19 protein-coding genes, 2 tRNA genes and 2 pseudogenes are annotated in these 26,433 nt (G+C 64.4%); 17 read left to right on the top strand and 6 right to left on the bottom strand.

Annotation, left to right across the window (positions count from 1 at the left end; all coding sequences use genetic code 11):
• Positions 1 to 2: 2 nt before the first annotated feature.
• From H8A95_RS05010 to metC, 3 genes are all read right to left on the bottom strand, one after another.
• Positions 3 to 1,472: a type II and III secretion system protein family protein gene (locus H8A95_RS05010; RefSeq protein WP_229182189.1), complete on the bottom strand. Its 1,470-nt coding sequence runs from the start codon at positions 1,470 to 1,472 to the stop codon at positions 3 to 5.
• Between the two features lie 13 nt (positions 1,473 to 1,485).
• Complete coding sequence (gene cpaB, locus H8A95_RS05005; protein WP_229182188.1) at positions 1,486 to 2,289, bottom strand: Flp pilus assembly protein CpaB; 804 nt, start codon at positions 2,287 to 2,289, stop codon at positions 1,486 to 1,488.
• Between the two features lie 286 nt (positions 2,290 to 2,575).
• Positions 2,576 to 3,772 (bottom strand): cystathionine beta-lyase, encoded by a 1,197-nt coding sequence (gene metC / locus H8A95_RS05000; RefSeq protein ID WP_229182187.1) that lies wholly within the window; start codon positions 3,770 to 3,772, stop codon positions 2,576 to 2,578.
• A gap of 327 nt (positions 3,773 to 4,099) precedes the next feature.
• Here metC and H8A95_RS04995 point away from each other — a divergent pair, with 327 nt between their 5' ends.
• The 4 genes and pseudogenes from H8A95_RS04995 (at position 4,100) to H8A95_RS04980 (ending at position 8,614) form a co-directional block, all read left to right on the top strand.
• On the top strand, positions 4,100 to 5,116 hold the full coding sequence (locus H8A95_RS04995; RefSeq protein ID WP_229182186.1) for an amino acid ABC transporter substrate-binding protein: 1,017 nt from the start codon (positions 4,100 to 4,102) through the stop codon (positions 5,114 to 5,116).
• A 24-nt stretch (positions 5,117 to 5,140) separates the two neighbouring features.
• Complete coding sequence (locus H8A95_RS04990) at positions 5,141 to 6,346, top strand: amino acid ABC transporter permease (protein ID WP_229182185.1); 1,206 nt, start codon at positions 5,141 to 5,143, stop codon at positions 6,344 to 6,346.
• On the top strand, positions 6,343 to 7,863 hold the full coding sequence (locus H8A95_RS04985) for an amino acid ABC transporter permease (protein ID WP_229182184.1): 1,521 nt from the start codon (positions 6,343 to 6,345) through the stop codon (positions 7,861 to 7,863). The genes H8A95_RS04990 and H8A95_RS04985 overlap by 4 nt, the downstream gene beginning before the upstream one ends.
• A gap of 11 nt (positions 7,864 to 7,874) precedes the next feature.
• A pseudogene (locus H8A95_RS04980) lies at positions 7,875 to 8,614 on the top strand (amino acid ABC transporter ATP-binding protein).
• Between the two features lie 109 nt (positions 8,615 to 8,723).
• On the opposite strand, the gene H8A95_RS04975 reads toward H8A95_RS04980, so the two are convergent.
• Entirely contained in the window at positions 8,724 to 9,758 is a 1,035-nt protein-coding gene (locus H8A95_RS04975) for a cysteine synthase A (protein WP_229182182.1), read from the bottom strand.
• Between the two features lie 578 nt (positions 9,759 to 10,336).
• Here H8A95_RS04975 and H8A95_RS04970 point away from each other — a divergent pair.
• The 6 genes from H8A95_RS04970 (at position 10,337) to H8A95_RS04945 (ending at position 20,482) form a co-directional block, all read left to right on the top strand.
• On the top strand, positions 10,337 to 11,833 hold the full coding sequence (locus H8A95_RS04970) for an efflux transporter outer membrane subunit (protein ID WP_229182181.1): 1,497 nt from the start codon (positions 10,337 to 10,339) through the stop codon (positions 11,831 to 11,833).
• Entirely contained in the window at positions 11,823 to 13,313 is a 1,491-nt protein-coding gene (locus H8A95_RS04965; protein ID WP_229182180.1) for an efflux RND transporter periplasmic adaptor subunit, read from the top strand. The genes H8A95_RS04970 and H8A95_RS04965 overlap by 11 nt, the downstream gene beginning before the upstream one ends.
• 48 nt (positions 13,314 to 13,361) lie before the next feature.
• Positions 13,362 to 16,490 (top strand): efflux RND transporter permease subunit, encoded by a 3,129-nt coding sequence (locus H8A95_RS04960; protein ID WP_229182179.1) that lies wholly within the window; start codon positions 13,362 to 13,364, stop codon positions 16,488 to 16,490.
• The gene (locus H8A95_RS04955) at positions 16,487 to 19,591 is read left to right on the top strand and encodes an efflux RND transporter permease subunit (protein ID WP_229182178.1); all 3,105 of its coding nucleotides are present in this window, start codon (positions 16,487 to 16,489) and stop codon (positions 19,589 to 19,591) included. Before H8A95_RS04960 ends, H8A95_RS04955 begins: the two co-directional genes overlap by 4 nt.
• Before the next feature lie 37 nt (positions 19,592 to 19,628).
• Complete coding sequence (locus H8A95_RS04950; RefSeq protein WP_229182177.1) at positions 19,629 to 20,354, top strand: tRNA-uridine aminocarboxypropyltransferase; 726 nt, start codon at positions 19,629 to 19,631, stop codon at positions 20,352 to 20,354.
• A 54-nt stretch (positions 20,355 to 20,408) separates the two neighbouring features.
• Positions 20,409 to 20,482 (top strand) — tRNA-Cys (locus H8A95_RS04945).
• 43 nt (positions 20,483 to 20,525) lie between these two features.
• Here the strand turns inward: H8A95_RS04945 and H8A95_RS04940 are convergent.
• A complete protein-coding gene (locus tag H8A95_RS04940; protein ID WP_024584196.1) occupies positions 20,526 to 20,708 on the bottom strand; it encodes a hypothetical protein in 183 nt (60 codons plus the stop codon).
• Positions 20,709 to 21,151: 443 nt separating this feature from the next.
• A complete protein-coding gene (locus H8A95_RS04935; protein ID WP_229182176.1) occupies positions 21,152 to 21,799 on the bottom strand; it encodes a TetR/AcrR family transcriptional regulator in 648 nt (215 codons plus the stop codon).
• Between the two features lie 92 nt (positions 21,800 to 21,891).
• Between H8A95_RS04935 and H8A95_RS04930 the strand changes: the two genes are divergently transcribed.
• The 7 genes and pseudogenes from H8A95_RS04930 to H8A95_RS04900 form a co-directional block, all read left to right on the top strand.
• Positions 21,892 to 22,377, top strand: a complete 486-nt coding sequence (locus H8A95_RS04930; RefSeq protein ID WP_229182175.1) for an anthrone oxygenase family protein — start codon at positions 21,892 to 21,894, stop codon at positions 22,375 to 22,377.
• A gap of 134 nt (positions 22,378 to 22,511) precedes the next feature.
• A complete protein-coding gene (locus H8A95_RS04925) occupies positions 22,512 to 22,880 on the top strand; it encodes a hypothetical protein (protein ID WP_229182174.1) in 369 nt (122 codons plus the stop codon).
• A 254-nt stretch (positions 22,881 to 23,134) separates the two neighbouring features.
• Positions 23,135 to 23,209, top strand: a tRNA-Asn gene (locus H8A95_RS04920).
• 132 nt (positions 23,210 to 23,341) lie between these two features.
• Positions 23,342 to 23,521 carry a hypothetical protein gene (locus H8A95_RS04915; protein ID WP_163151534.1) on the top strand — a complete coding sequence of 60 codons (180 nt, stop codon included), beginning with the start codon at positions 23,342 to 23,344 and terminating at the stop codon, positions 23,519 to 23,521.
• Between the two features lie 134 nt (positions 23,522 to 23,655).
• A complete protein-coding gene (locus H8A95_RS04910; protein ID WP_229182173.1) occupies positions 23,656 to 24,321 on the top strand; it encodes a protein-L-isoaspartate O-methyltransferase family protein in 666 nt (221 codons plus the stop codon).
• 215 nt (positions 24,322 to 24,536) lie between these two features.
• Positions 24,537 to 25,919: a TolC family outer membrane protein gene (locus H8A95_RS04905; protein ID WP_229182172.1), complete on the top strand. Its 1,383-nt coding sequence runs from the start codon at positions 24,537 to 24,539 to the stop codon at positions 25,917 to 25,919.
• A 351-nt stretch (positions 25,920 to 26,270) separates the two neighbouring features.
• Positions 26,271 to 26,433 (top strand): annotated as a pseudogene (locus H8A95_RS04900) (DUF2497 domain-containing protein); the annotation flags it as partial.

The following is a 26,433-nucleotide window of genomic DNA, read 5'->3' as shown; positions in this document are numbered from 1 at the left end:
CCTCAGTCGATGATGAAGCCGAAATTGACCGGCGTGGCGCCGATCGGCTCGGCACGGGCGGCAACGCCGTAGATGCGATTGACGCGCGCCAGCAGCGCCGACTGTGCGTCGGAGGCCGGGGCAAATCCGTCGTCCGGACGGGACAATTCCTTCTGCGCAACGGCGCGCACCACGTAGGGCGTCACGATGACCATGAGCTCGGTCTCGTTGTTGACGAAGTCCTGGCTCCTGAACAGCTGGCCGAGGACCGGGATCTGATCGACACCCGGCATTCCGTTGATGGCCTGCTTGGTCTGCTCCTGGATCAATCCGGCCATCGCGATCGAGCCGCCGGAGGGCACCTCCAGCGTGGTGTCGGCGCGGCGGGTCTTGATCGAGGGGATCGTCGTGCCGCCCTGGCCGCCGGTCAACGCGTTGTCCATCGAGACTTCGGACACTTCGGTCATCACCTTCAGGCTGATGCGTCCCTCGGACAGCACCACGGGAGTGAAGTTGAGCGAGATACCGAACTTCTTGAAGCTGACGGTCTGGACGCAATTGCCGATCGTGCCTGACGTCGTGGTCTGACAGGTGACGCCGGTCGGAATTGGAAACTCGCCGCCCGAGACGAAGGTCGCGGACTCGCCGGAGATCGCCGTGAGGTTGGGCTCGGCCAGCGTCTTCACGACGCCTGCGTTTTCCATCGCGCGCAGCGTCGCGGTGACGGTCGGCACGCCGAGCTTGTTCAGGGCCGCACCGGCCAGCACGTTGCTGGGCGCGAGCGGTCCGTTGTTGGCGGTGAAGGCGTTGGCGTTGTTGAAGACCACCGCGGCGGTGCCGTAATTCATGTTGGCACTGAGATCGACGCCGAGCTGCTTGACGACATCCCGGCGCACTTCGGCGACGGTGACTTTCAACATCACCTGGTCGCGACCGCGCACCACGATGGAATTGACGACCTTCTCGGCGCTGCCGACGAGCTTCGCGGCGATGTCGCCGGCCTGCTGGGCTTCGACCGGGCTCGCCACCGTGCCGGTCAGCACCACGCTGTCGCCGACGCCTTCGATCTGGACGCCGGGCAGCATCTGCTTCAATGCGGCGCGCATGCCGTTGAGGTCGCGCTTGATGGCGATGTCGTAGGACGCGACCTGGTTGCCTTCGGCGTCGAAGAACACCACGTTGGTCTGGCCGACCGCCGCGCCGATGATATAGGCGCGCTGCGCCGAGCGGATCACGGCGTTGGCGATCTTGGGATCGGCGACCAGGACGTCCTTGGCCTCGCGCGGCAGGTCGACCACCACCGACTTGCCGACGCCGAGCGAGACGGAGCGCATCTTGGCGGAAATGCTGCTCGTCACTGCGACGTCCGAGTTCTTGTCGGGATCGGTCGCGCCGGCGAGAGCCGGGATCAGCATCAGGGCGGTAACCGCCGAGAATGACAGCGAACGGACCAGCGTGGTCCGCGTCGCCAGTTGTTTTGCACCCGTTGTCATATCGAAGCCCCCATCACTTCTGTGTCGTCTGAGCGCTAGGGATGCCGAAGCGCACCACCTTGATGCTCTCGCCCCGCTTCGGGGCCTGGTCTCTGGTCTCGTCGATCGTCTCATTGATGTCGGCGATGCTGCGCAGCGCCAGCGCCAGCGTGCCGCTCTGCCGGGCGCGCGCGAGCGTCTCGGCCTGTTCGGGCTTGAGCTCGAGTGTCACGGTCTTGCCGACGAGGGAGTTGTTGCCGTCCTTCTCTTTCGGCGCCTGGTCGATCGCCAGCACGCGGACGTTGGACAGCAGTATTTCGGTGGTGATGATGTCGCGGTTACCCTGCTGTTGATCGGGGTTCTTGTCGCGTCGCGACAGGATCACATCGACGCGGTCGTTCGGCAGGATGAAGCCGCCGGCGCCGGTCTCCGGCGAGATTTCCGTGGAGATCGCGCGCATGCCGGACGGCAGGATCGCGGCCATGAAGCCGCTTCCATTGGCCTTGACCAATTTCTGGTCGCGGATCGGTTCGCCGATGATGAAAGGAGCGCGTGCGATCGAGCCGATCACGTCGGCCATGGCATTGGCATTGGTGTCGTGACGGATGAACGCCGCGCTTGCGGTTTCAGCGGGCCAGCGCTGCCATTGCACGTCTTCGGCTTTGACCGACTGGCCGAGGCCGATGTCGGACTTCGCCACCAGCACCTCGACGGTCGGGAGCTGTGCGACTGGCGGCGCGACCGGCGCCGGTTTGCGATCGCCAACGCTCGCGAGATACATGGCTGCGAGGCCTGCGACGCCGGCGATGCCGAGGACCACGATGCGTGCCGTCTTCATGCGATTGTCTGAATGCCCTTAACTCAGGGCAGTCACGTCCTTGCGGCACCGACAGCCCTTCCCGGGAGCATCACTACGGCCGCAAAAGTATAAGGGAACTTGATGGAACGTCCGGACAATTAAGGGATTGGTGGGGATGGTGAACGGCGAGTTTATCGGCGCCGTCACATCTCCGCAGAATCCCGGAGATCGCGCGTACTCGATGCACGGGACGCGGGTCGCAATGCCGCGTCACGGCCGGTCGCTTGTGGTTAATCTCGGCTAACGTGTAGTCCGCGCCGACGGATCAGCGCGCAGCCTTCAACGCCGCAAACCCGCGATCGAGATCGGCTTTGAGATCGTCGAGGCTTTCGAGCCCGATATGCAGCCGCAGCGTCGGTCCGCCCGGCGACCATTTGGTCGCGGTGCGATAGTCGCTGCAATCGAACGGGATGGCGAGGCTCTCGAACCCGCCCCACGAAAAGCCCATGCCAAACAGCTTGAGCGTGTTGAGCATCGCATCGACCGCGGTCTGCGGCACCGGCTTCAGCACGATGCTGAACAGGCCGGAGGCGCCGGTGAAGTCGCGCTTCCAGATTGCGTGCGCGGGATCGGTCTCGAGGGCAGGGTGCAGCACGCGTTCGACCTCGGGTCGCGCCGCAAGCCAGCGCGCCATCTCGAGCCCGGAGCGGTGGTGCTGTGCAAGTCGAACCGACAGCGTGCGTAGCCCGCGCAGCGCGAGGTAGACGTCATCGGGGCCGACGCAGACGCCGAGCACCCCGATCGCCTCCTGGACCAGCGGCCAGGCCTTCGCGTTGGCCGCGATGGTGCCGAACATGATGTCGGAGTGGCCGCTGAAATATTTGGTGCCGGCCTGCATGCTGATGTCGATGCCTTGTTCGAGCGAACGGCGATAGAGCGGGGTCGCCCATGTGTTGTCATCGATCATCAGCGCGCCGTGGGCATGCGCCACGGCCGATATCGCGCGCACGTCGGGCATCTCGAACGATTGCGAGCCGGGCGCCTCGACCAGCACGGCGCGGGTGTTCGGCTTGAACAGCGCCGCGATGCCGGCGCCGATCAGCGGATCGAAATAGCTGGTCTCGATGCCGTAGCGCCTCAGGAGCTTTTCGCAGACGTTGCGGGTCGGCCGATAGGCATTGTCGCAAACCAGCAGATGGTCGCCGGCCTTCAGCACGGCGAGCAGCGTCGTGCTGATCGCGGACAGTCCCGACGGGGCGAGGCCGACGCCGGCGCATTGCGGGCCTTCCAGCGCCATCAGCACGTCCTGTAGCGCCCGGGTGGTCGGGGTGCCGTGGCGGCCATAGGTAAATTCGGCGCGATGGGCGTGGAGGTCCTCCGCGCTCGGATAGAGCACGGTCGAGCCGTGAAACACCGGCGGGTTGACGAAGCCCTTCTGGGCCTTGGTGTCGCGGCCGGCCGTGACCAGGCGGGTCGTGACGTCTTGCGAGCGGGAGGGCGTGGAGCCGTCAGAGGAGGTCATGGATTGCTGCCGTTAGACTTTAGACTTTTTGCCGCAGCCGCACCGCGTCGGGAAGACAGGGCTACGCCGGGAGGTGTTACTAACAAGAGGTAGAAGACATGCGTCAACCCCTTGACCCGGCTCGTCAGTCGCTATGTGATGCGCCGCAACTACCAGTCGCCGCACGTTGAGGGGCCTGCCGCGACCTACGATCCGTTGCCTGGCCGGTTTGCACGTCAAACTGACTGTCAGATCAGCATCTTTTGCTGCAAGGGATCATTGGGATGGCCCGAACGCGAGGCGATCACAAAGCAAACGTCCAACGGACGACCCTGAAAGGCCCTGCCCATGAAATGCGCATCCCTGGCTGTTTTTCTTGCCGTTGCCGCCACCCTGTCGGGCCAGGCCGCCTCGGCGCAAACCCTCAAGACGATCAAGGACAGGGGCCAGCTGTCCTGCGGCGTCAGCCAGGGCCTGCCGGGCTTCTCCGCGCCGGACGACAAGGGGAACTGGACCGGCATCGACGTCGACGTCTGCCGCGCCATTGCCGCCGTGGTGCTCGACGACCCGACCAAGGTCAAGTTCGTGCCGCTGTCGGCGAAGGATCGCTTCACCGCGCTGCAGTCCGGCGAGATCGACGTGCTGTCGCGCAACACCACCTGGACCGTGTCGCGCGACACCTCGCTCGGCGCCAATTTCACCGGCGTGACCTATTATGACGGGCAGGGCTTCATGGTGAAGAAGTCGCTCAAGGTCAATTCGGCGCTGGAATTGAACAGCGCCTCGGTCTGCGTGCAGACCGGCACCACGACGGAGCAGAACCTCGCCGACTTCTTCAAGGGCAACAACATGAAGTACGAGGTGATCGCGTTCGGCAGCATTGACGAGGCCGTCAAAGCCTATGAATCCGGACGCTGCGACGTCTTCACCGACGACGCCTCGGGGCTCTATGCCAGCCGCCTGAAGCTCGCCAACCCTGCCGATCACATCGTGCTCCCGGAAATCATCTCCAAGGAGCCGCTGGGGCCGATGGTGCGCCACGGCGACGACCAGTGGTTCGACATCGTGAAGTGGACACTGTTTGCGATGATCAATGCCGAGGAGCTCGGCATCACCCAGAAGAACGTCGACACCATGCTCAAATCGGACAAGCCGGAGATGAAGCGGGTGCTCGGCACCGACGGCAATCTCGGCGAACAGCTCGGCCTCACCAAGGACTGGGTGGTGCGGATCGTGAAGGCGGTCGGCAATTACGGCGAAACCTTCGAGCGCAATGTCGGCACCGGCTCGCCGCTCGGCATCGCTCGTGGCGTCAACAATCTCTGGAACAAGGGTGGTATCCAGTACGCGCCGCCGATCCGCTGATCGATCCGGCCAACGGCTGCGGCGATGAGCATCGCGCCCCGCAAACCACCGCTGCAATTTGCCCTCAGGCTCAAGCGTGCGCTTGGCGGCAAGACCGGCTGGAACGGCTTTGCGGCACAGATTGCCTTCGCCGCGATCCTGGCCTGGATAGCCTATGAGATCGTGGCGAATGCGCGCACGAACCTGGAGACCCAGCACATTGCGTCGGGCTTCGGCTTCCTCAATTACAATGCGGGCTTTGACGTCAATCAGAGCCTGATCGCCTACAACAATTCCGACACCTACTGGCGGGTGTTCTTCGTCGGTCTGTTGAACACGATCCTGGTCTCGGTGATCGGCATCGTCTTCGCCACCGTGATCGGCTTCATCGTGGCGCTGTGCCGGTTGTCGCCGAACGGGGTGCTGTCGCGGATCGGCGGCATCTATGTCGAGATCGTCAGGAACCTGCCGGTCTTGTTCCAGATCCTGTTCTGGTACCTGGCAGTGCTCGCGGCGCTGCCGGCGCCGCGGCAGAGCATCTCGATCTTCAGCACGTTCTTCCTCAACAATCGCGGGCTCATCGTGCCGCTGCCGGTCAGCGAGCCGGGGCTCTATCCGTTCCTCGCCGCGCTCGCGGCCGGTATCGTCGTGGCGTTGGGCTTGCGGCACCACGCGCGGCGTATCCTGTTCCAGCGCGGGCACATGATCCGGATCTGGCCCTATGTGCTGGGTTGCCTGGTCGGACTGCCGCTGGCCTCGATGCTGATCTTCGGTTGGCCGTTCAAGCTCGAGCTGCCGCAGCTGAAAGGCTTCAACTTCGCCGGCGGCGCGCGGATCATCCCCGAATTCGTTGCGCTGACGGTCGCGCTGTCGACCTACACGGGGGCCTTCATTGCCGAGATCGTCCGCGCCGGCGTCATGTCGGTCCACAAGGGACAGATGGAGGCGGGCTCCTCGCTCGGCCTCAGCCGCGCCGCGACGCTGCGGCTGATCGTGGTGCCGCAGGCGATGCGCGTCATCGTGCCGCCGCTGACCAGCCAGTACCTCAATCTCACCAAGAACTCGTCGCTGGCGGTGGCTATCGGCTATCCCGATCTGGTCTCGGTGTTCGCCGGCACCGCGGTGAGCCAGACCGGGCAGGCGATCGAAATCATCGCGATGACGATGGGCGTCTACCTGTTGCTCTCGCTGACGACGAGCGCGCTGATGAGCATCTATGGCTGGCGCATCAACCGGAGCATGGCGGCATGACGGATCTGTCCGCCTCGTCCTTTGTCCGGCAGGATCTGGTTGCCGAGCGTGCGGCGCCGACGAAGACCACCGGCTTCATCGGATTCCTGCGAACGCGACTGTTGAATTCGCCGGGCAACATCCTGCTCACGATCCTCGGGCTGTTGCTGGCCTGGTACATCGTTGTCCCGACGGTCAGGTTCCTGCTGTTCGACGCGGTCTGGACCGGCAAGGATCGCACCGCTTGCCTCGCCGAAAAGGCCGGCCACGAGGTCGGCGCCTGCTGGCCCTATATTCAGGCCAAGCTGGCGCAACTGATCTATGGCTTCTATCCGGAAGCCCAGCGCTGGCGTGTCAATCTGACCTATGCGCTCGGCGCCGCGTTGTTGCTGCCGCTGCTGATGCCGCGCCTGCCGGCCAAGGGCCTGAACTCCGGCCTGTTCTTCTTCGCGTTTCCGGTGGTGGCGTTCTTCCTGCTGCATGGCGGCGGCATCGCTGGCTTCGGCGTGAGCTGGACCGCCGGACTGTTGCAGCTCTTCGAGCAGAGCATCGGCGGTGCCGGCGATCTGCTGGTCAATCTCAGCAAGAGTTCGGCGATCGCCCCGCTGCTGTGGGTGGTGGGCAAGGTGCTCGTCCTGGTCGGCGTACTGATCCATTGGCTGATCTTTCCGTTGACCTGGCTGCGCGATCAGTTGCAAGCCTCGTCGCTGCCGGTCTGGGGCGATTTCCTCGTCACCGCCGTGATCGTCTCGGCCGTGCTGTTTGTGCTCGGAGGCGGCGTGCGCACCGGCCGCGGGGCACTGCTCGGGAGCCTGCTGACATTTGCCGGGATAGCGGTTGGCATCAGGCTGATGGGGCTCGATCGCGGCGGCTTTCCCATCGTCGACACCCGGCTGTGGGGCGGACTCCTGGTGACGCTGGTGATCGCGATCACCGGCATCGTCGCCTCGATGCCGATCGGGATTGCACTGGCGCTCGGCCGTCGCTCGACCATCCCGCTGATCCGGATCTTCTCGATCGCGTTCATCGAATTCTGGCGCGGCGTGCCGTTGATCACGGTGCTGTTCTTCGCGACCTACATGCTGCCGCTGTTCGTGCCGGGCAATTTCGCCGTCGACGGCCTGCTGCGTGCCCTGATCGGCGTGGCGATCTTTACCGGCGCCTATATGGCCGAGGTGATCAGGGGCGGGTTGGCTGCGGTGGCGCGCGGGCAGGCGGAGGCCGCATCGGCGCTCGGCCTGTCCTGGTGGAAGACCACGTCGCTGATCGTGCTGCCGCAGGCGCTGCGTTACGTCATTCCCGGCATCGTCAACAGCTTCATCTCGCTGTTCAAGGACACCTCGCTGGTGTCGATCGTGGCGCTGTTCGATCTGTTGGGATCTCTGCGGGCATCGTTCTCGGACCCGGTCTGGACGACGCCGACGACCGCCTTTACCGGATTCGCCTTTGCCGGAATGATCTACTTCGTGTTCTGCTTTGGAATGTCGCGTTACTCGCTGTTCGTCGAAAACCGGCTCAACGCCCACCGCCGCCACTGAACAAGGTCACCATGTCCACAACCCCGATCGTCAACATTTCCGCGCTCAACAATGGTACGGCGACTTCCACGTGTTGCGCGACATCGACCTTGAGGTCGGAAAGAGCGAGCGCATCGTGATCTGCGGCCCGTCCGGCTCGGGCAAGTCGACCTTGATCCGCTGCATCAACGCATTGGAGGAATTCCAGGAGGGCGAGATCGTGGTTGACGGCATCGAGCTCGGGCCGAATTTGCGCCGCGTCGACGAAGTGCGCCGTGAAGTCGGTATGGTGTTCCAGAGCTTCAACCTGTTCCCGCATCTCACCGTGCTCGAGAACTGCACGCTGGCGCCGATCTGGGTACGCAACATCCCGAAGAAGGATGCCGAGGCGACCGCGATGAAATTTCTCGAGCGCGTCAAGATTCCGCATCAGGCCAACAAGTTTCCCGGCCAGATGTCGGGCGGTCAGCAGCAGCGCGTCGCGATCGCCCGCGCGCTGACCATGAACCCGAAGGTGATGCTGTTCGACGAGCCGACCTCGGCACTCGACCCGGAAATGGTCAAGGAGGTGCTCGACACCATGGTCGATCTCGCCAGGGAGGGCATGACCATGCTGGTCGTGACCCATGAAATGGGCTTTGCGCGCGAGGTCGCCAACCGGGTGGTGTTCATGGACGCCGGCCAGATCATCGAATCGAACACGCCGCAGGAATTCTTCGCCAATCCGCAGCATGCGCGGTCGAAGCTGTTCTTGAGCCAGATATTGCGGTGATTGTTCGAGTCATTCCGGGGCAATGCGTAAGCATCGAACCCGGAATCTCGAGATTCCGGGTCTGGTGCTGACGCACCATCCCGGAATAATGACGTGCCTCGTTCACACCTCAGACGAACGGCAGCTCGATCTTGGTGCGCTTGTCCAGCCATTCCGGAACCGGCAGGTTCTTCGAACGCATGAAGGCCGGGTTGAACAGCTTAGACTGGTAGCGGTTGCCGGAGTCGCAGAGAATGGTGACGATGGTCTTGCCGGGGCCGAGCTGCTTGGCGAGCTGGATCGCGCCCGCGATGTTGACACCGGTCGAGCCGCCGAGGCACAGGCCTTCGTGCTCCAGCAGCTCATAGATGATGGTCACGGCGTCCTCGTCGGAGACCAGGAATGCATCGTCGACATCAGCCGTTTCGATCACCGGTGTCTTGCGTCCGAGGCCGATGCCTTCCGTGATCGAGTCGCCGGGCGTCGATTTGACTTGGCCGTTCTTGAACAGCTCGTACATCGCGAAGCCGTGCGGATCGGCGCAGGCAGTGACGATGTCCTTGTTCTTTTCCTTCAGGTAGCGGCTGATGCCGGCGAGCGTGCCGCCGGTACCGACCGAACAGATGAAGCCATCCACCTTGCCGTCGGTCTGCTGCCAGATTTCCGGCCCCGTGGAGTCGTAATGCGCCTTGGGATTGTCGAGGTTGTTCCACTGGTCGGCGAACAGCACGCCGTTCGGTTCGGTCTTGCGAAGCTGCTCGGCGAGACGCTTGCCGAGATGCTGATAGTTGTTCGGGTTGGAGAAGGGCAGCGCCGGGGCCTCGACCAGCTCGGCCCCGCACAGCCGCAGCATGTCCTTCTTTTCCTGGCTCTGCGTCTCCGGGATGACGATCAGGGTGCGGTAGCCGCGCGCACTCGCCACGACCGCAAGCCCGATGCCGGTATTGCCCGCGGTCGACTCGACCACCAGGCCGCCGGGCTTCAGATCGCCGCGCTTCTCGGCTTCCAGGATCATCCATTTGCCGGCACGGTCCTTCACCGACTGGCCTGGGTTCATGAATTCGGCCTTGCCCAGAATGGTGCAGCCGGTCAGCTCGGATGCGCGCTTCAGCTTGATGAGCGGCGTGTTGCCGATCGCTTGGACGACGTCTTTGTTGAATGTCATGTCGGGGAATTTCTTTGCCGGTCTGTGTCTTGCTTGCCGCGAACCTAGTGTGCTGATCGAAAAAGGGAAGGGCTTTTGCACTGCGGCAAATGGTGGGCTCCGCACGCTTGACCTCGCGAGCACGGATGTCGCGCGCAGGGGAGAATGACGTTTTGCGGTGGTCGGCCCACCCGGCAGAATCACCCTGCGGTCGGCCGCCTTGCGTCGATTGTGCGCAGCAGATGAAGTCAAGGCCTGACGGCGCGGAGCGCGGCGCCAACAGATCGGCGCATCCTGCGGATTCGGTGCAACAGGGGCCCAGAAATCCCCATGAAATCTTTGTTAGGATAGTGACTTCCGGCAGGGGGCCGAAATGCGCGGAAATGCCTTAAAAAATAGGGCAAAGCCTGCGTCGGGGGCGACCATGAATCGCGCGCGGTGCGACGTCGCGCGATCGTGACAGGGCTGTCCGCGCCATCGTCCCAAGGGTAGGATGGGACAGTCAGGTTCCATTGGAAGCATTGCCCCGTGAACGTCACCCAGACCATTGCCGAACGCGTCATTCCTGCGTCACGGGCGACGTCTGGCCTCGGCGGAGAATGGGTGTGAGCCAGCCCACGTCCGTGATGGTGCCTGGAGGCCGGTTCGGCCTCGCTGTCCGCGCGCGACGGCTCGCGGGACGGTCGCTTGTCGCGCTTGGCCTGGTCGCGAGCTCGGCCGGCTGCATTCTGACCCAGGACATCCCCGATCCGGCACTCGACGTACCGCAGGGCTACAAGGCCGCGCGGCTTGGCGGCGCGGCCGACGCGATTCCGACGCTCGACTGGTGGCGGGGCTTCCGCTCCAAGGAGCTGACGCAGCTGATGGAAGAGGCGCAGACCGTCAACCTCGACATCGCCGCGGCCGTTGCGCGCTTCCGTCAGGCCGACGCGCTGGCACGGCAGGCCGGCGCCGCGCTGCTGCCGACCGTCAACCTCAATGGCTCGGAGACCTACTCGCGCACCTCCGGCTCCAGCGCCAGCGGTCTCACCAATGGCGGGCGCGAGGTGGTGAATTACAGCGCCTCGCTGAGCGCCAGCTATCAGCTCGATTTCTGGGGCCAGAATCGCGACGCCGCGCAGGCCGCGGAGGAGACCGCCGTCGCCAACCGCTTCGACCGCGAGGTGGTGGCGCTCACCACGCTGGCGAGCGTCGCCAACGCCTATTTCACGGTGCTCGCCACCCAGGACCGGCTGCGTACCGCACAGCGCAACATCGCCAGCGCCGAGCGTATCCTCAATGCGATCCGGGATCGCTTCAAGGCCGGCACCGGCTCCGATCTCGATGTCGCCCAGCAGGAGAGCGTGCTCGCCAATCAGCGCGCGCTGGTGCCGCCGCTGCGGCAGACGCTCGACCAGAACGTCAATGCGCTTGCCGTGCTGGTGTCGCGGCCGCCGGAAAGCATGCGCGTCGCCGGCGGCTCGCTCAACGCGGTTGCGATTCCGCGCGTCACGCCGGGCCTGCCGTCCGAATTGCTCACCCAGCGTCCGGATATCCGCCGGCAGGAAGCGCAGCTTGCATCCGCCACCGCCAATGTCGGCAGCGCGCGGGCGCAGTTCTTCCCGAGCATCCAGCTGACCGGGACGGGCGGTTACCAGAGCCAGGCGCTGGTCTCGCTGTTCCAGCCGCACGCCGCCTTCTTCAACCTGGTCGGCGGCATGACCCAGCCGATCTTCGACGGCGGCCGGATCCTGGGCAATTTCGAGAACGCCAAGGCGCGGCAGGACGAGCTGCTGCAGACCTATCGCAAGACGGTGGTGCAGTCGTTCACCGATGTCGACAACGCGCTGGTCGCAATTCGCGAAACCACGCGACGGCTGCAGCTGCAGCGCGACGTGCTGTCGTCGTCGCGGCGCGCCTTCGACCTGGCCGAGCAGCAGCTCAAGGCCGGCACCGCCGACATCGTAACTGTGTTAAATACGCAGCTGACCCTATTCCAGGCGGAAGATGCTTATTCTCAGGCCCAGCTGGCCCGGTTATTGGCGATCGTGAGCCTGTATCAGGCCTTGGGGGGCGGCTGGGAACCGAAGATGGAAAGACCGGTCGATGCTCTTTAAGCCCGACTCGACGGACGACGAGAAAAGCACTGCCCCGCGCAAGCGGAGCCTGGTCTCGCGCCTGCTCGGGCGCATGGTGTCCCTGATCGTGACGCTCGTGATCCTGGGTGGGCTCGGCTACCTCGGCTGGCTCGCGTTCCAGCCCAAGCAAGGTGGTGTCGGTGGACGCGGTGCGGGCGCGCCGCCCGACCTGCCGGTGCCGGTGCTTGCGGCCACGCCGCAAGTCCACGACGTGCCGGTCTATCTCGACGGCGTCGGCTCAGTAAAGGCGTTGAACACGGTCACCGTGCGCTCGCAGGTCGACGGCAAGCTGCTCAAGGTGAATTTTGCTGAAGGCCAGGACGTCAAGAAGGACGACGTGCTGGGCGAGATCGATCCCGCGATCTATCAGGCTCAATACGACCAGGCGGTGGCCACGAAGGCCAAGGACGAAGCACTGCTCGCCAATCAGAAGATCGACCTAGCACGCTATGAGCAACTCGCCGCCAGCAATGCGGGCTCCAAGCAGCAGGCCGACACGCAGCGCGCGCTGGTCGCGCAGCAGGAGGCCATCATCAAGGCCGACCAGGCCCAGATCGACAATGCGCGCACCACACTGGGCTACACCAAGATCGTCGCGCCGATCGCGGGGCGCGCCGGCCTGCGCCAGGTCGACCAGGGCAATATCATCCACGCCTCCGACACCACCGGGCTCGTGATCCTGACCCAGCTACAGCCGATTGCGGTATGGTTCAGCCTGCCGCAGCAGCAGATCATGCGGGTGAACGCCGCGGCCGCGAAGGGCCAGCTGGCCGTCGACGTGTTCGGCAACGACGGCGTCACCGTGATCGATACCGGCAAGTTGACCGGCATCGACAACCAGGTCGATCCGACCACCGGCACGCTGAAGCTGAAGGCGGAGTTGCCGAATGCCAGCTACCAGCTTTGGCCCGGCCAGTTCGTCAATGTCCGCCTCAAGGTCGAGACCCTGCCGCAGGCGATCGTGGTGCCGACCTCGGCGGTGCAGCGCGGTCCGGCCGGGACTTTCAGCTATGTGATCGGTGCCGACAACATCGTCACCGCCAAGCGGGTCACGGTCACGCAGCAGAACGAGCATGAGGCTGTCATCGGCAGCGGCCTGACCACGTCGGACCGCGTCGTGACGACGGGTTTTGCCAATCTCGCGGACGGATCGAAGGTCGTGGTCGGCAAGGACGACGGGCCGCCGGCCGCCGATCTCGCGCCGCGCAAGCGCAGCCGCAATCCCGACGGCAAGAATCCCGACAGCAAGCGTGGGGCGCAAGGCGACGGCTCCAGCAAGGACCAAGGCAAGGACCAAGGCAAAGACCTGGGCAAGGACGGCCAGCAGGACGGGCAGGGCAAGAACGGCGAACATCGCGGCCAGCGCGAGCATAGCGAAGGCGATCAGAAGGGGCAGACCGGGCCGACGCCCGCAGCGGGGGGCGAACAGTCGGGCGGCGCACCGAAGGCGCAGCCATGACCGGCATCCTGACCTCGTAATGTCCGACCTTACAGCGAGCACGCAGCCATGAGCGTCTCCGAACCGTTCATCCGCCGGCCGATAGCCACCTCGCTGCTCGGCATTGCCCTGATGATTGGCGGCGCGCTGGGCTATTGGGCGTTGCCGGTCTCGGCGCTGCCGCAGGTCGATTTCCCGACCGTGCAGGTGACGACGCAGTTGCCCGGCGCAAGTCCCGACGTGGTGGCCTCGCTGATCACGGCGCCGCTGGAGCGGCAGCTCGGGCAGATCCCGTCGCTGTCGTCGATGAACTCGACCAGTTCGTTCGGCGTCAGCCAGATCTCGTTGCAGTTCGACCTCAACCGCGACATCGACGGCGCCACCCAGGACGTCCAGGCCGCGATCAATGCCGCGGCCGGCATCCTGCCGAAGACGCTGCCGTATCCACCGGTCTACGCCAAGGTGAACCCGGCCGACGCGCCGGTCATGACCCTGGCGCTGACCTCGGACACGATCTCGCTGCGGGCGATGAGCGATCTCGCTGACACCATCCTCGGCCAACGGCTGAGCCAGATTTCCGGCGTCGGCCGGGTCTCGATCCTTGGCGGCCTGAAGCCCGCGGTGCGCGTGCAGGCCGATCTCGCCCGGCTCGCGGCCTATGGCATCGCGATGGAGGATTTACGCAACGCAATTGCGGGCGCCAACGTGTCTGGGCCGAAGGGATCGCTCGACGGCGCCCAGCAATCCTACACCATCGCCGCCAACGACCAGATCGCCGCCGCGGACGCCTACCGGCCGATCATCATCGCCTATCGCAACGGCTCGCCGGTCACGATCGGCGACGTCGCGCAGATCGTCGACGGGCTCGAGAACGACCGTACCGGCGGTTGGTACCAGGGCACGCCGGCGGTCATCATCGACATCCAGCGCCAGCCCGGCGCCAACGTCATCGACGTCGTCAAGCAGATCCGGGCCGAAATCCCGCGGCTACAGCGATCGGTCCCGGCCGGCGTCAAGCTGACCGTGGTCTCCGACCGCACGGTGACGATCCGCGCCTCGGTCCACGACGTGCAGTTCACGCTGATCCTGAGCGTCGTGCTGGTGACGCTGGTGGTGCTGTTGTTCCTGCGGTCGCTGCGCGCGACCCTGATCGCCGGCGTCGCGCTGCCGCTGTCGCTAATCACGAGCTTCGGCATCATGTATTTCGCCGGCTTCAGCCTCGACAATCTGTCGCTGATGGCGCTGACCATCGGAACCGGCTTCGTGGTCGACGACGCCATCGTCATGATCGAGAACATCGTCCGCCACATGGAAGACGGCGAGACGGTCATGGAGGCCTCGCTGAAAGGCGCCAGCGAGATCGGCTTCACCGTGATCTCGCTGACTGTGTCGCTGATCGCGGTGTTCATCCCGCTGCTGTTCATGTCCGGCCTGGTCGGCCGCATGTTCCGCGAGTTCGCGCTGACCTTGACGATCGCGGTCGTGACCTCGGCGATTGTCTCGCTGACGCTGACGCCGATGATGTGCTCGCGGCTGCTCAAGAACATCCACGAGGAGATGGCAGTCCCGGGCCTGGCCGCGGTCAGCGGCTTCATCGACGGGATGGTGGAGTTCTATCATCGGACGCTGCTCTGGGTGCTGCGGCGCCAGCGCGCGACGCTGCTGGTGACGTTCGCGACCATCGCGCTGACGCTCGTGATGTATGTGCTGGCGCCGAAGGGCTTTCTGCCGTTGCAGGATACCTCCTCGATCACGGCGGTGACCGAGGCCGGCCCCGACGTCTCGTTCGCCGAGATGCAGCGGCGGCAGGGCGCCGTCTCCGACCTGATCAAGGCCGATCCTGACGTCGTCGGTGTGGTCTCGGTGATCGGCTCGGGCTCGGTCAATCCGACCACCAATGTCGGCCGTCTGGTGATGACACTGAAGCCGCTCGACCAGCGGCGCGACGGCGTCGTCGAGGTGATCGAACGGCTCAAGCAGAAGGTCGCGACGGTGCCCGGCATGACCGTCTACTTCCAGCCGGTGCAGGACGTTCAGATATCGACCCAGTCGAGCCGCTCGCAATACCAGTATACGTTGACCGCGACCGATGCCGCCGAGGTCTCGCAATGGGCGCAAAAGCTCGTCGCCGAGATGCGGCGCGACCCGATCTTCCGCGATGTCTCCTCGGAGGCGCAGGACGGGGGCTTGCGCGCCGCACTCGACGTCAACCGCCAGCGCGCCGGCCAGCTCGGCGTCAATCTGCAGGGCGTCACCGACACGCTCAACGACGCCTTCGCGCAACGGCAGATCTCGACGATCTACGGCCAGGCCAACCAGTACCGCGTGGTGCTCGAGGCGCTGCCGATGTACCAGCGCGATCCGTCGATCCTGGACAAGCTCTATCTGCCCGGCGCCAACGGCGCGCAGGTGCCGCTGTCGGCGGTCGCTACGCTGGTCCGCACCACGGCGCCGCTCGCGATCTCGCACCAGGCGCAATTTCCGTCGGTTTCGCTCAGCTTCAACCTCGCGCCGGGTGAAGCGCTGGGCGATGCGGTCGAGGCGGTGAAGGCGATCGAGACCAGGATCGGAATGCCCGGCAGCATCGTCGGCATCTATTCCGGCGACGCCGCCGAATTCGCGCGTTCGCTGGCCGGCCAGCCCTGGCTGATCCTGGCTGCGATCATCACGATCTACATCGTGCTCGGTGTGCTCTACGAGAGCTACATCCATCCGATCACGATCCTGTCGACGCTGCCCTCGGCCGGCGTCGGCGCCATCCTTGCCTTGATGCTGTGCGGGCAGGACCTCTCGGTGATCGGCCTGATCGGCATCATCCTGTTGATGGGCATCGTCAAGAAAAACGCGATCATGATGATCGACTTCGCGCTGGAGGCCGAGCGCCACAAAGGCATGTCGTCCTATGACGCCATCGTGCAGGCCTGCCTGTTGCGCTTCCGTCCGATCATGATGACGACACTGGCGGCGCTGTTCGGCGCGCTGCCGCTCGCGATCGAAAGCGGCACCGGCGCCGAGCTGCGCTTCCCGCTCGGTATCTCGATCATCGGCGGCCTGCTGCTGAGCCAACTGCTGACGCTCTACACCACGCCCGTGATCTATCTCGCGCTCGACCGGCTCAATCGCCGGATCGAGCGCGCCGTGCCGGACCCAGGCCGCGGCGGCCCGCCGATCGCGGGCGCCACCGAGGGCATGCAGTGATCTCGATCTCGGAGCCCTTCATCCGCCGGCCGGTGGGCACCACCTTGCTGGCGATCGGGCTGTTCCTGGTCGGGATCGTCGCCTACGAGTTCCTGCCGGTGTCGTCGGTTCCGAACGTCGACTTCCCGACTATCCGCGTGTCGGCATCCCGTCCCGGCGCCGATCCGTCGGTGATGGCCTCGACCGTCGCCGCGCCGCTGGAGCGCAAGCTCGGCACTATCTCGGGCGTCGACCAGATCACCTCGACGAGCTCGCTCGGCATGACAAGCATTCAGGTGCAGTTCTCGATCGGCCGCAACATCGACCGCGCCGCGCGCGACGTGCAGGCCGCGATCAATGCCTCGCTCGCCGACCTGCCGAGCGACCTGCCGTCGCTGCCCAAATTCCGCAAGACCAACCCGGCCGCGGCACCCGTGTTCGTGCTGGCGCTGACCTCGAAGACGATCTCGACCAGCGCGATGTACGATGTTGCCGACACCGTGCTGGCGCAGCGCATCTCGCAAGTGCCTGGCGTCGGAGAGGTCACCGTCAGCGGTGCCGACCAGCCGGCGGTACGCATCGCGCTCAATCCGGTGTCGCTGGCCAATGCCGGGATCGCGACCGATGACGTCCGGCTCGCCATCATTAGCGCCAATCCGCTGGGCCCGGTCGGCATCTTCAATGGCGACCGGCTGGCCGAGACGCTCTCGATCAACAAGCAGATGCGGACCGCGGCCGAGTTCCGCGACATCCTCATCAAGAGCTCGAACGGCAATTTCGTCCGCCTCTCCGACGTCGCCGAGGTCGAGGATTCCGTCCGCAACTCGCGCTCGATCGCCTGGTTCAACAAGCAGCCGGCAGTGCTGATCCAGATCACCAAGCAGGGTGACGCCAACGTCATCGAGACCGTCGACAGCGTCCGCAGGATGCTGCCGGAACTGAAGAAGTGGATCCCGGCCGGCGTCGAAATCTCGACGCTGGTCGATCGCACCGGAACGATCCGCGCCAGCGTCCAGGACATGCAGTTCACGCTGCTGGCGACCGCCATGCTTGTCATGGTCGTGGTGTTCGTGTTCCTGCGCCGGATCGTGCCGACGATCGCCGCCGGCGTCTCGGTACCGCTGGCGCTGGCCGGCACCTGCGCCGGGATGTGGCTCGCCGGCTTCTCGATCGACAATCTGTCGCTGATGGCGCTCGCGATCTCGGTCGGCTTCGTGGTCGACGATGCCATCGTGATGATCGAGAACATGTACCGCAATCTCGAGCAGGGCATGGCGCCGTATCCGGCCGCGGTCGAGGGCGCCAAGCAGATCGGCTTCACGGTGCTGTCGATCTCGCTGTCGTTGATCGCGGCCTTCACGCCGCTGATCTTCATGGACGGGATCGTCGGCCGGTTGTTGCGCGAATTCTCGCTGACCCTGACCTTTGCCATCATCGTGTCGACGCTGGTGTCGGTGACGATCACACCGATGATCTGCGCGCACTACATCAAGGAGGCGACCTCGGACCATGCCACCTGGTACGACCGTGCCATCGAGGGCGCGCTGTCGCGGGTCGTGGCGTTCTATGCGTCGACCTTGCGGAGTGTGCTCGGATACCCCTGGCTGACGATGGTGGTGTTCACCGCAACCGTCGCGCTGACGGTGGTGCTCTACTACAAGACGCCGAAGGGCTACTTCCCGACCGACGACAGCGGTTTTGTGATCGGCTCGACCCGGGCGTCGGCGGATATCTCGTTCCAGGCGATGCTCCAGTTGCAGCAGCGGCTCGCCGACATCGTGATGGCCGATCCGGCGGTCGCCGGCATCGGCTCGTCGGTCGGCTCCGGCGGCGGCCCGGGCGGCGCCACCTCCAACCGCGGCACCATGTTCATCAGCCTGAAACCGCCGGAGGAGCGGGGAGGCATGTCGACCGCACAGGTGATCGACCGGCTGCGCCGCAATTTGTTCATGGTGCCGGGCATTCGGCTGTTCATGTTCGCTGCCCAGGACATCCGCACCGGCGGCCGGCAGAGCGATTCCGACTACCAGTACACGCTCTCTTCGACCGATCTCGATCTGTTGCAGAAATGGGCACCGCTGGTCGCCAAGCGCATGGAGACGGTGGAGGGCATCACGGATGTCTCGTCCGATCGCGATCCCGGCGGTCTGCAGCTCAACCTGGTGATCGACCGCAAGATCGCCTCCAGCCTCGGCGTCCGCGTCCAGGACATCGACAACGCGCTCAACAACGCATTCTCGCAGCGGCAGATCTCGTACATCTACACCCAGCGTAACCAGTACGTCGTGGTGCTCGAGATCGATCCGAAATTCCAGAGTGATCCGTCGAACCTCGAGCGCATCTATGTCGCCGGCGCCAATGACGTGCAGGTGCCGCTATCGGCGCTCGTGCACACCCAGCGCGGCCTGTCGGCGCTCGCGGTCTATCACTCCGGCGGCTTCCCCTCGACAACGGTGTCGTTCAACCTGCTGCCGGACGTGCCGCTGGAGGTGGCGACGACGAACATCCAGCAGGCGGTCAACGAGCTGCATATGCCCGAAGGCATTCGCGGCAGCTTCGACGGCAATGCCGGCGATTTCAACAAGACCAGCGGGCGGCAGCCGCTGCTGATCCTCGGCGCGCTGATCGCGATGTATATCGTGCTGGGGGTGCTCTATGAGAGCCTGGCGCATCCGATCACCATCATCTCGACACTGCCGTCGGCCGGCCTCGGCGCCTTGCTGGCGCTCCAGGTGACCAACACGCCGCTGACGGTGATCGCCTTCGTCGGCATCATCCTCTTGATCGGCATCGTCAAGAAGAACGGCATCATGATGGTCGACTTCGCGCTCGAGGCCGAGCGGCATCAGGGGCTGTCGTCACGGGATGCAATCTTCGAGGCCTGCCGGGCCCGTTTCCGCCCGATCCTGATGACGACCATGGCCGCGCTGTTCGCCGGCATTCCGCTGGTGATCGCGACCGGCCCGGGCACCGAGCTGCGCCGGCCGCTCGGCATCACCATCATCGGTGGCCTGTTCGTGTCGCAGGTCCTGACGCTCTACACCACGCCGGTGATCTATCTGCTGATCGACCGACTGCGCCGGCGCCGCGAGCCTTCAGGCGTGTACGCGCCGGCGGAATAGGTTGAATTGTACGGCTCCGCGCGCGTATAGCGAAGCGATGTCCGACCCGACCGAAGCAAAGCCAGATATTGCCGACGAGATCGAGGATTGCCCGCATTGCGGCAAGCCGCTGCCGTTGTGCATCTGCGACAGCGTCACGCCCATTGAAAGCCGCATCCAGCTCCTGATCCTGATCCATCCGCAGGAGCAGGACAGGGCGCTCGGCACCGCGCGGCTGCTGGCGCGGCATTTCGAGAACGCCGTGGTCCGGATCGGGCTGTCCTGGCCGAGCCTCGCCAAGGCGCTCGGCCGGCCGGTGCCGGATCCGTCACGCTGGGCGGTGCTCTATCTCGGCTCGGCCAAGGTCGAAGACCTCGATACCGATGCCGAGATCGTCGCGATCAACCGTAAGGGCGAGCTCGAGCCGCATCAGCGGGCGATCCTCTCCGACATCGAGGGCATCGTCCTGCTCGACGGCACCTGGAGCCAGGCCAAGGCGCTGTGGTGGCGCAATGCCTGGATGCTGAAGTGCCAGCGGGTGATTCTCGGACCGAAGCGGCCCTCGCGCTACGGCAAGCTGCGCCGGGAACCGAGGCGCGACGGTCTGTCGACCATCGAGGCGGCCGCGATCCTGCTGGCCGGGCTGCAGAAGCGGCCGGATATTGCCGCAACCTTAACCGATAGTTTCGACCGGATGCTGGCGAGATTCAGCGAAGTGCAGGCCAAAATGCCGGAATTGGCGCCAAAACCCAAAAAGCGGGACTTCCGGAGGCGTCGGCGTTAGTTGCGCGATTGGTTGCCTATCGAAGAGAGGGCGTATATGAAGTCCGCCGCAAGGGGCCACGTGGCGGAGTGGTTACGCAACGGTCTGCAAAACCGTGTACACCAGTTCAATTCTGGTCGTGGCCTCCACTCATCTCATCAATGGCTTGCAGCCAACAAATGAGAAGCCGCATCAGCTCGCGGCGTACCAACCTTCAGGAAACGGAATCAGCGGCCACGGCGCCTGGTTGTCATTGGCAGCGCGCGGTGGCGGCTGAATGCGGGGCGAGGGCTGGGCCACGAAATCCTCCTGAGCAATAGGCGCGATCGCCGTTCGCACGGCGTCAAGCAGCAGATCAAATTCGACTTCGCTCATCGCGCTCTCCGAGGTTCGAGAGCGCCATGGTCGCAAAACTGTCTTCGGTCGGGATTGAGCGATTCGTTCGAATTTTATGAAAAGAACGATGGCGCCCGCTTTGGTTAATAAATGACTGATGACCCCTTGGGGAACCTAGGTCGGCATGGCCGCACCTCGTGTGAGACAAATCACATGTTTCGAAAAACTCTTCCCGGAATTCCCGGCAATATTCATAGCCGTCAAATATCGCAGGAATTTTAGGGAGACGTGACAATGAAGGCGAGCATTGCAGAACCGTCGCCAGTCGCATCTCGCATCGATCCTCGGCTCTTGCTGACATGGTTCGCCAGCAGGACAGCGCTGGGCGCCGTGGGCAACTCCCAAGACGGCGTAGGTCGTCTACGCCAGCTGTCTATCGCCTCTGCGCAGCGGAAATTCCCGACGCGCCTTCGCGACCGCGATCATGCCAGCCTGGCGAGGTCGTCCGGCAACATGGCCTTGAATTGGGTCAGCACCTGCCGCGCCTTCGTCGGTGGCAAGGTGATCGCGTGACGGACGGCAGCCGCGATCAGCGTCATCGTCAATCCCGAGAGCGTGGCGAGGGTGGCGGCCGGCATGTTGGGCACAACCCGCTTGACCGTGTCGGACAACAGGGCTGAGAGCACGGCCATGTCGTCAGCATCGAGCTTTTGCAGGGCGCGGTCGGCCTGCGTTGCCTGCCAGATGTCGCGCATGACAGGCTCGCGCATGAACATCTCGTAGTAGCTGTCGACGATCCGGCAGAGCGCCGGGTGCAGGTCGCGCGCGGCCGCAACACTTGCCAGATCGCGCCTGACGCAATCGCGCCCGACGGCATTGTGCCGTTCCGCCAGCGTGCCAATGATGGCGGCCTTGTCCGGGAAATATTGATAGAGCGAGCCGAATGCGACACCGCTGCGTTCGACGATGTCGCTCATGCGGAAGGCCTCGCTGCCCTTTTCCGCCATGATCTCGGTCGCGCAGGCGAGGATGCGCTCGAAACGCTCGCGGCTGCGCTGCTGCGTCGGGGCAAGCCGCGCCAGCCCGGGCAGGGGAGCTTCCGCCGCAGGCGCGGCCTTTCGTCTCGCCATCTCTGTCCTCCACAAACGGGGTTGACGTTTCTAATACGAGAGTTTATCACATTTCACAAATACGAGTACCTCTCGCATTTTGAGGTGGAGCGATGCGCAGTGTCCTGACCTCGGGCTTGCTGTGGTTTTCTGCACTCGGCTGCGGCCTGCTTGCCGGGCTTTATTTCGCGTTCTCGGCTTTCGTCATGACCGCGCTCGGCCGGATCGATCAGGCCGCCGGCATCTCGGCGATGAACGCGATCAGTGTCGACATCGTGCGCTCGCTGTTCATGCCGGTCTTCCTCGGCACCACGCTGTCCTGCGCGGCGCTGGTGGTGCTCGGCGCGCTGCGCTGGCAGGAGCCGGGTGCAATTGCGATGATTTGCGGCGGCGTCCTCTATGTGGTCGGCATGTTCATCGTCACTGTTGTCTTCAACGTGCCGCTGAACGATCAGCTTGCGGCGGTCGATCCCGCGAGCGCTGCGGCTGCGCCGGTCTGGGCGCGCTATCTGACCGACTGGACCATCTGGAACCACGTCCGGACCATCGCCTCGCTTGCGGCGACCACGCTGTTCATCGTCGCCATCGCCGCGCGATAGCGCGTTCTCCGGTTCAATCGGAACGGGGCGGGGCACGCGCTTCGCATTTTGTGCACGATTTGTACTCGTAAGGCACCGTCGCTAAGGAAGTGGCGCCGCACGCCGATGTGCGGCCGACCGCCAGGAGAATTTCAATGAAGTTTATTTTGCCGGCACTGCTCGTCATGGGTTTGGCGCTGATCGCGGTGCCCGCGTCCGCCGCCGATAACCGCAACGTCTCTGTGGTCAACGAGACCGGATACGCCATCAAGTTTCTCGGCTTCAACGGGCCCGACGACGGCCTCGACGAATGGGAGAACGAGCTTGAGGGCACGCTGAAGAATCAGGACACCGCCTATGTCGAATTCGGCAACGACGACGAAGGCTGCGTCTGGAACATCAAGGTCGACTGGGCGAACTACGACGAGTCGGTGCTGTGGAAGAACGTCAACCTCTGCAAGCTGAACGTTCTGCGGCTGCGCTACGACCCCGGCACCAAGACCACCTCGTTCACCGCGGAATGATGTCGGGAGCGGGTGGTGCCCTTGGGGAATCACGGTGCGGCTCCAATGCCGCGCCGTTGGGTCCATCCGGGCGCCGGCGGTGCCAATGCTGGGACAGCCGGGACAGGCCTGCATCTCCCGGGACGCCGGCAAACCCTTGCACCGCAGGGGGTTACCGTCCCGCGCTAAAGTTTCGCCGGAGGCCCATTTGGTTCTTTGCAAGGCCGAAAGGCTTTGTTATACGCTGCCGGCTCGCGAACGTTTTGTTCGCCTATTCCTCGGTAGCTCAGCGGTAGAGCATTCGACTGTTAATCGAATGGTCGCTGGTTCGAATCCAGCCCGGGGAGCCAGCTTGCTGGCCCCATCAACATCCATCACCAGATCACAAGCCTGTGGCTCGCCGCAGACAGACAAAAATCGTCGTCAAATCGACTCAATAGCCGTCGACACTTCGTCTCGCCGGGTCTTGAGAGGTGATTTTGATGGCGATTAACCTGATCGACCTGTCGATGCCGCAGCCGACACTGGTTCCGAACGATGCCCCGGACATCAGTGATGATGAGTGCGTTCGCCTGCTCGCAAAAGCAGTCGAGGAACATGATTCCGAGCATCTCGACGAAGTAGCCCGCCTGATCGGCCGGCTTGCCGTCACGATCGAATAGGCTGCACGGCGAAGCGCGTTCCGGGAGCATTCTTTGCGCGTCGACGCGTGTTGCGTTTTGGCGGAGCTTGTTCCAAAAGATGGCCCTGTTCTAGCTTCTCCAGCGGCAATGCCGCGACTTGCAGGGTCCCGCCAATGACCGGTTTTTCGACCGCGCGCCAGTACATGGTCGATGGTCAGGTGCGTCCGAGCGACGTGACCGATGATCGTATTCTCGATGCCATGCTGACCGTGCCGCGCGAGGTATTCGTGCCGGCCAGCAAGCAGGCGCTTGCCTATCTGGATCTCGATCTCGATGTGACCGAGGGCGGCGCGGTGCGGCGCTACCTGATTACGCCGGCGCTGCTTGCCAGGATGCTGCAGGCCGCCGAGATCAAGGCCACCGATCGTGTGCTGGTGGTCGGCTGCGCAACCGGCTACGCCGCCGCCATCGTGGCGCGCTTTGCCGCAGAGGTCAGCGCAACCGAGGGCGATCCGGCGCTTGCCGCAAAAGCGACCACCGCGTTGGCCCAACTCGGAGTCCAGAATGTGACCGTCAAGACCGCAGCGGCCGCCGACGGCGATGCCGCGGGTGCGCCGTTTGACGTCATTGTTCTCAACGGTGCGACCGCCGTTGTTCCGACCGGGCTGTTTGGCCAGCTCAAGGAGGGGGGCCGGCTGGTCGGGGTGTTCGGCCTGACGCCGCCGCCACGCGCCACCCTCGTTACTCACTCCCACGGGGATTTCGGACATCGCGAGCTGTTCGACGCCACCGCCCCCGTGCTGCCCGGGTTCGAGCAGCTTCCCGCCTTCGTCTTCTGACCGCTACCGCGCTGCGCTAGCTGAAAAAATCCCGTTCTGAATCAGAAGTGTGGCCCGTTTGCCCCATGTGAAGAGTTTCCACCGTGTTCCGTTGCGGGGTAGTTCCGTTGCCCTTAGCTGCGGACTAAGGTGAGGCGGGACTCACTTCGTCTGAAGCGACCGCCGGACTGACTTGCGTGTGGGAGACGGCGACTACAATGATTGGATTACCGGGGATGCGTGGGGTGAAGGTTGTCACCGCGGCTGCGACTGCCGTCCTTCTGTTGGCTGAACTGGGGCCCGTGCCCGCGCTCGCCGATACTATCGAGGCCGCGCTGGTGCGGTCCTACCAAAACAATCCTCAGCTGAACGCGCAACGCGCGCTGGTGCGCGCGACTGACGAAAATGTTCCGCAGGCGCTATCAGGCTACCGTCCGAGGGCCTCGCTGACGGTAACCGGCGGATATCAATACTCCGATCAGCAGCCGACGGGCATCAAGGACTCGATCCACGGCACCCAGAATCCGGCCAGTGCCGGCCTGACGGTGAACCAGTCGCTGTTCAACGCGCAGACCCCACACAAGGTGCGCGCAGCCGAAAGCCAGGTCTCGTCGGCACGCGAAGGTCTGCGCGTGCTCGAGCAGACCGTCATCCTGAGCGCGGCCACGATCTACATGGACTATCTGCGCGACTCGGCGATCGTCGAGGTCCAGCGCAGCAACACGCGCGTGCTGGAACAGACGCTGAAGCAGACTCAGGACCGCTTCAATGTCGGCGAGGTGACGCGGACCGACGTCGCGCAATCCGAGGCGCAGCTTGCAGCCGGCAGAACCCAGCAGCTCACCGCGGAATCGAACCTGACGACGACGCGATCGAATTTCCGCCGCATCATCGGCAACGAACCGCAGAACCTTGCGCCCGGCGCGCCGGTCGACCGCTTCCTGCCGGCGACGCTTGCGGCCGCCGTCGAGCTTGGCCTGACCCAGAATCCGAACGTCACCTCCGCGATGTTCGGCGTCGACGTCAATTTCCTGCAGACCAAGGTTGCCGAGGGCGCGCTGCTTCCGACGGTTGGTTTGCAGGCGACGGTGACCGAAGGCTACCAGCAGCAATTGTCGGTGAACCGCCTCTTCAATGCGGCGGCCAACGTTCAGATCTCAGTGCCGATCTATCAGGGGGGCACGGAGTACTCGCTGATCCGGCAGTCCAAGGAATCGTTGGCGCAGCAGCGCCTCGTTCTGGAACAGACCCGCGATCAGGCCCGCGCCAACGTCGTTACCGCATGGGGCCAGCTGGTCGCCGGCAAGTCGCAGGTGGCGTCGGCACAGGCGCAGGTGACGGCGTCCGAGATCGCGCTGAACGGCGTGCGCGAAGAAGCCAAGGCCGGCCAGCGCACCACGCTCGACGTGTTGAACGCGCAGCAGGCGCTGGTCAACGCGCGCAATGCGCTGGTCACCGCGCAGCACGACCGCGTCGTTGCGTCCTACAACGTGCTGAGCGCGGTCGGCCGGCTGTCACCGCAGGTGATGGGCCTTTCGACCAACGTCTATGATCCGAGCGTGCATTACCAGCAGGTGCGCGACAACTGGGCCGGCGTGCGCACGCCCGACGGCCGCTAAACGCCTTTGCTTCGAAATACCCTGCACATCATCGTCGCTTGTCGCGCCATGTTTGTGGTTCTGAGTTAATCAGGACCACAAGCAGGTGCGTTTGCTTGCAATCGATAATTGGCCTGACATACCGTTTTGTCGGGCAGCAAGGCGATTCGCGGCGCGCCGGCGTAGCGTGATGAAAGGTGCGACGCCACCTCTGATCACGCTGCAGTGGGCGACACGAAGCTTGCACAAAGCCTCGGGCGGGCTTGATCTGGGGACAAGTCGGGCGGGAGCAATGAAAATCTCCGCCCGCATCATCGGAACCGGCGAATCCTCTTGGGCTTGATGTAAAATAGTTTCGATGTGGAGTCGGAGATGACGCAACCTGCGAAGGTCCAAGAGCCCTCGATGGAGGAGATCCTGGCGTCGATCCGTCGCATCATTGCCGACGACGAGGCAAAGCCGGCTGCGGCCGAGAAGCCTGCGGCTGCCGCGGCAGCGCCGCCGAAGGTCGAGCCGCCACCAGCAGCCAAGCCCG

This window comes from Bradyrhizobium oropedii, from assembly GCF_020889685.1.
Taxonomy (GTDB): Bacteria; Pseudomonadota; Alphaproteobacteria; order Rhizobiales; family Xanthobacteraceae; genus Bradyrhizobium; species Bradyrhizobium oropedii.
The sequence above is the reverse complement of the archived record's forward strand: the minus strand, read 5'-3'. Positions and strand labels throughout refer to the sequence as shown.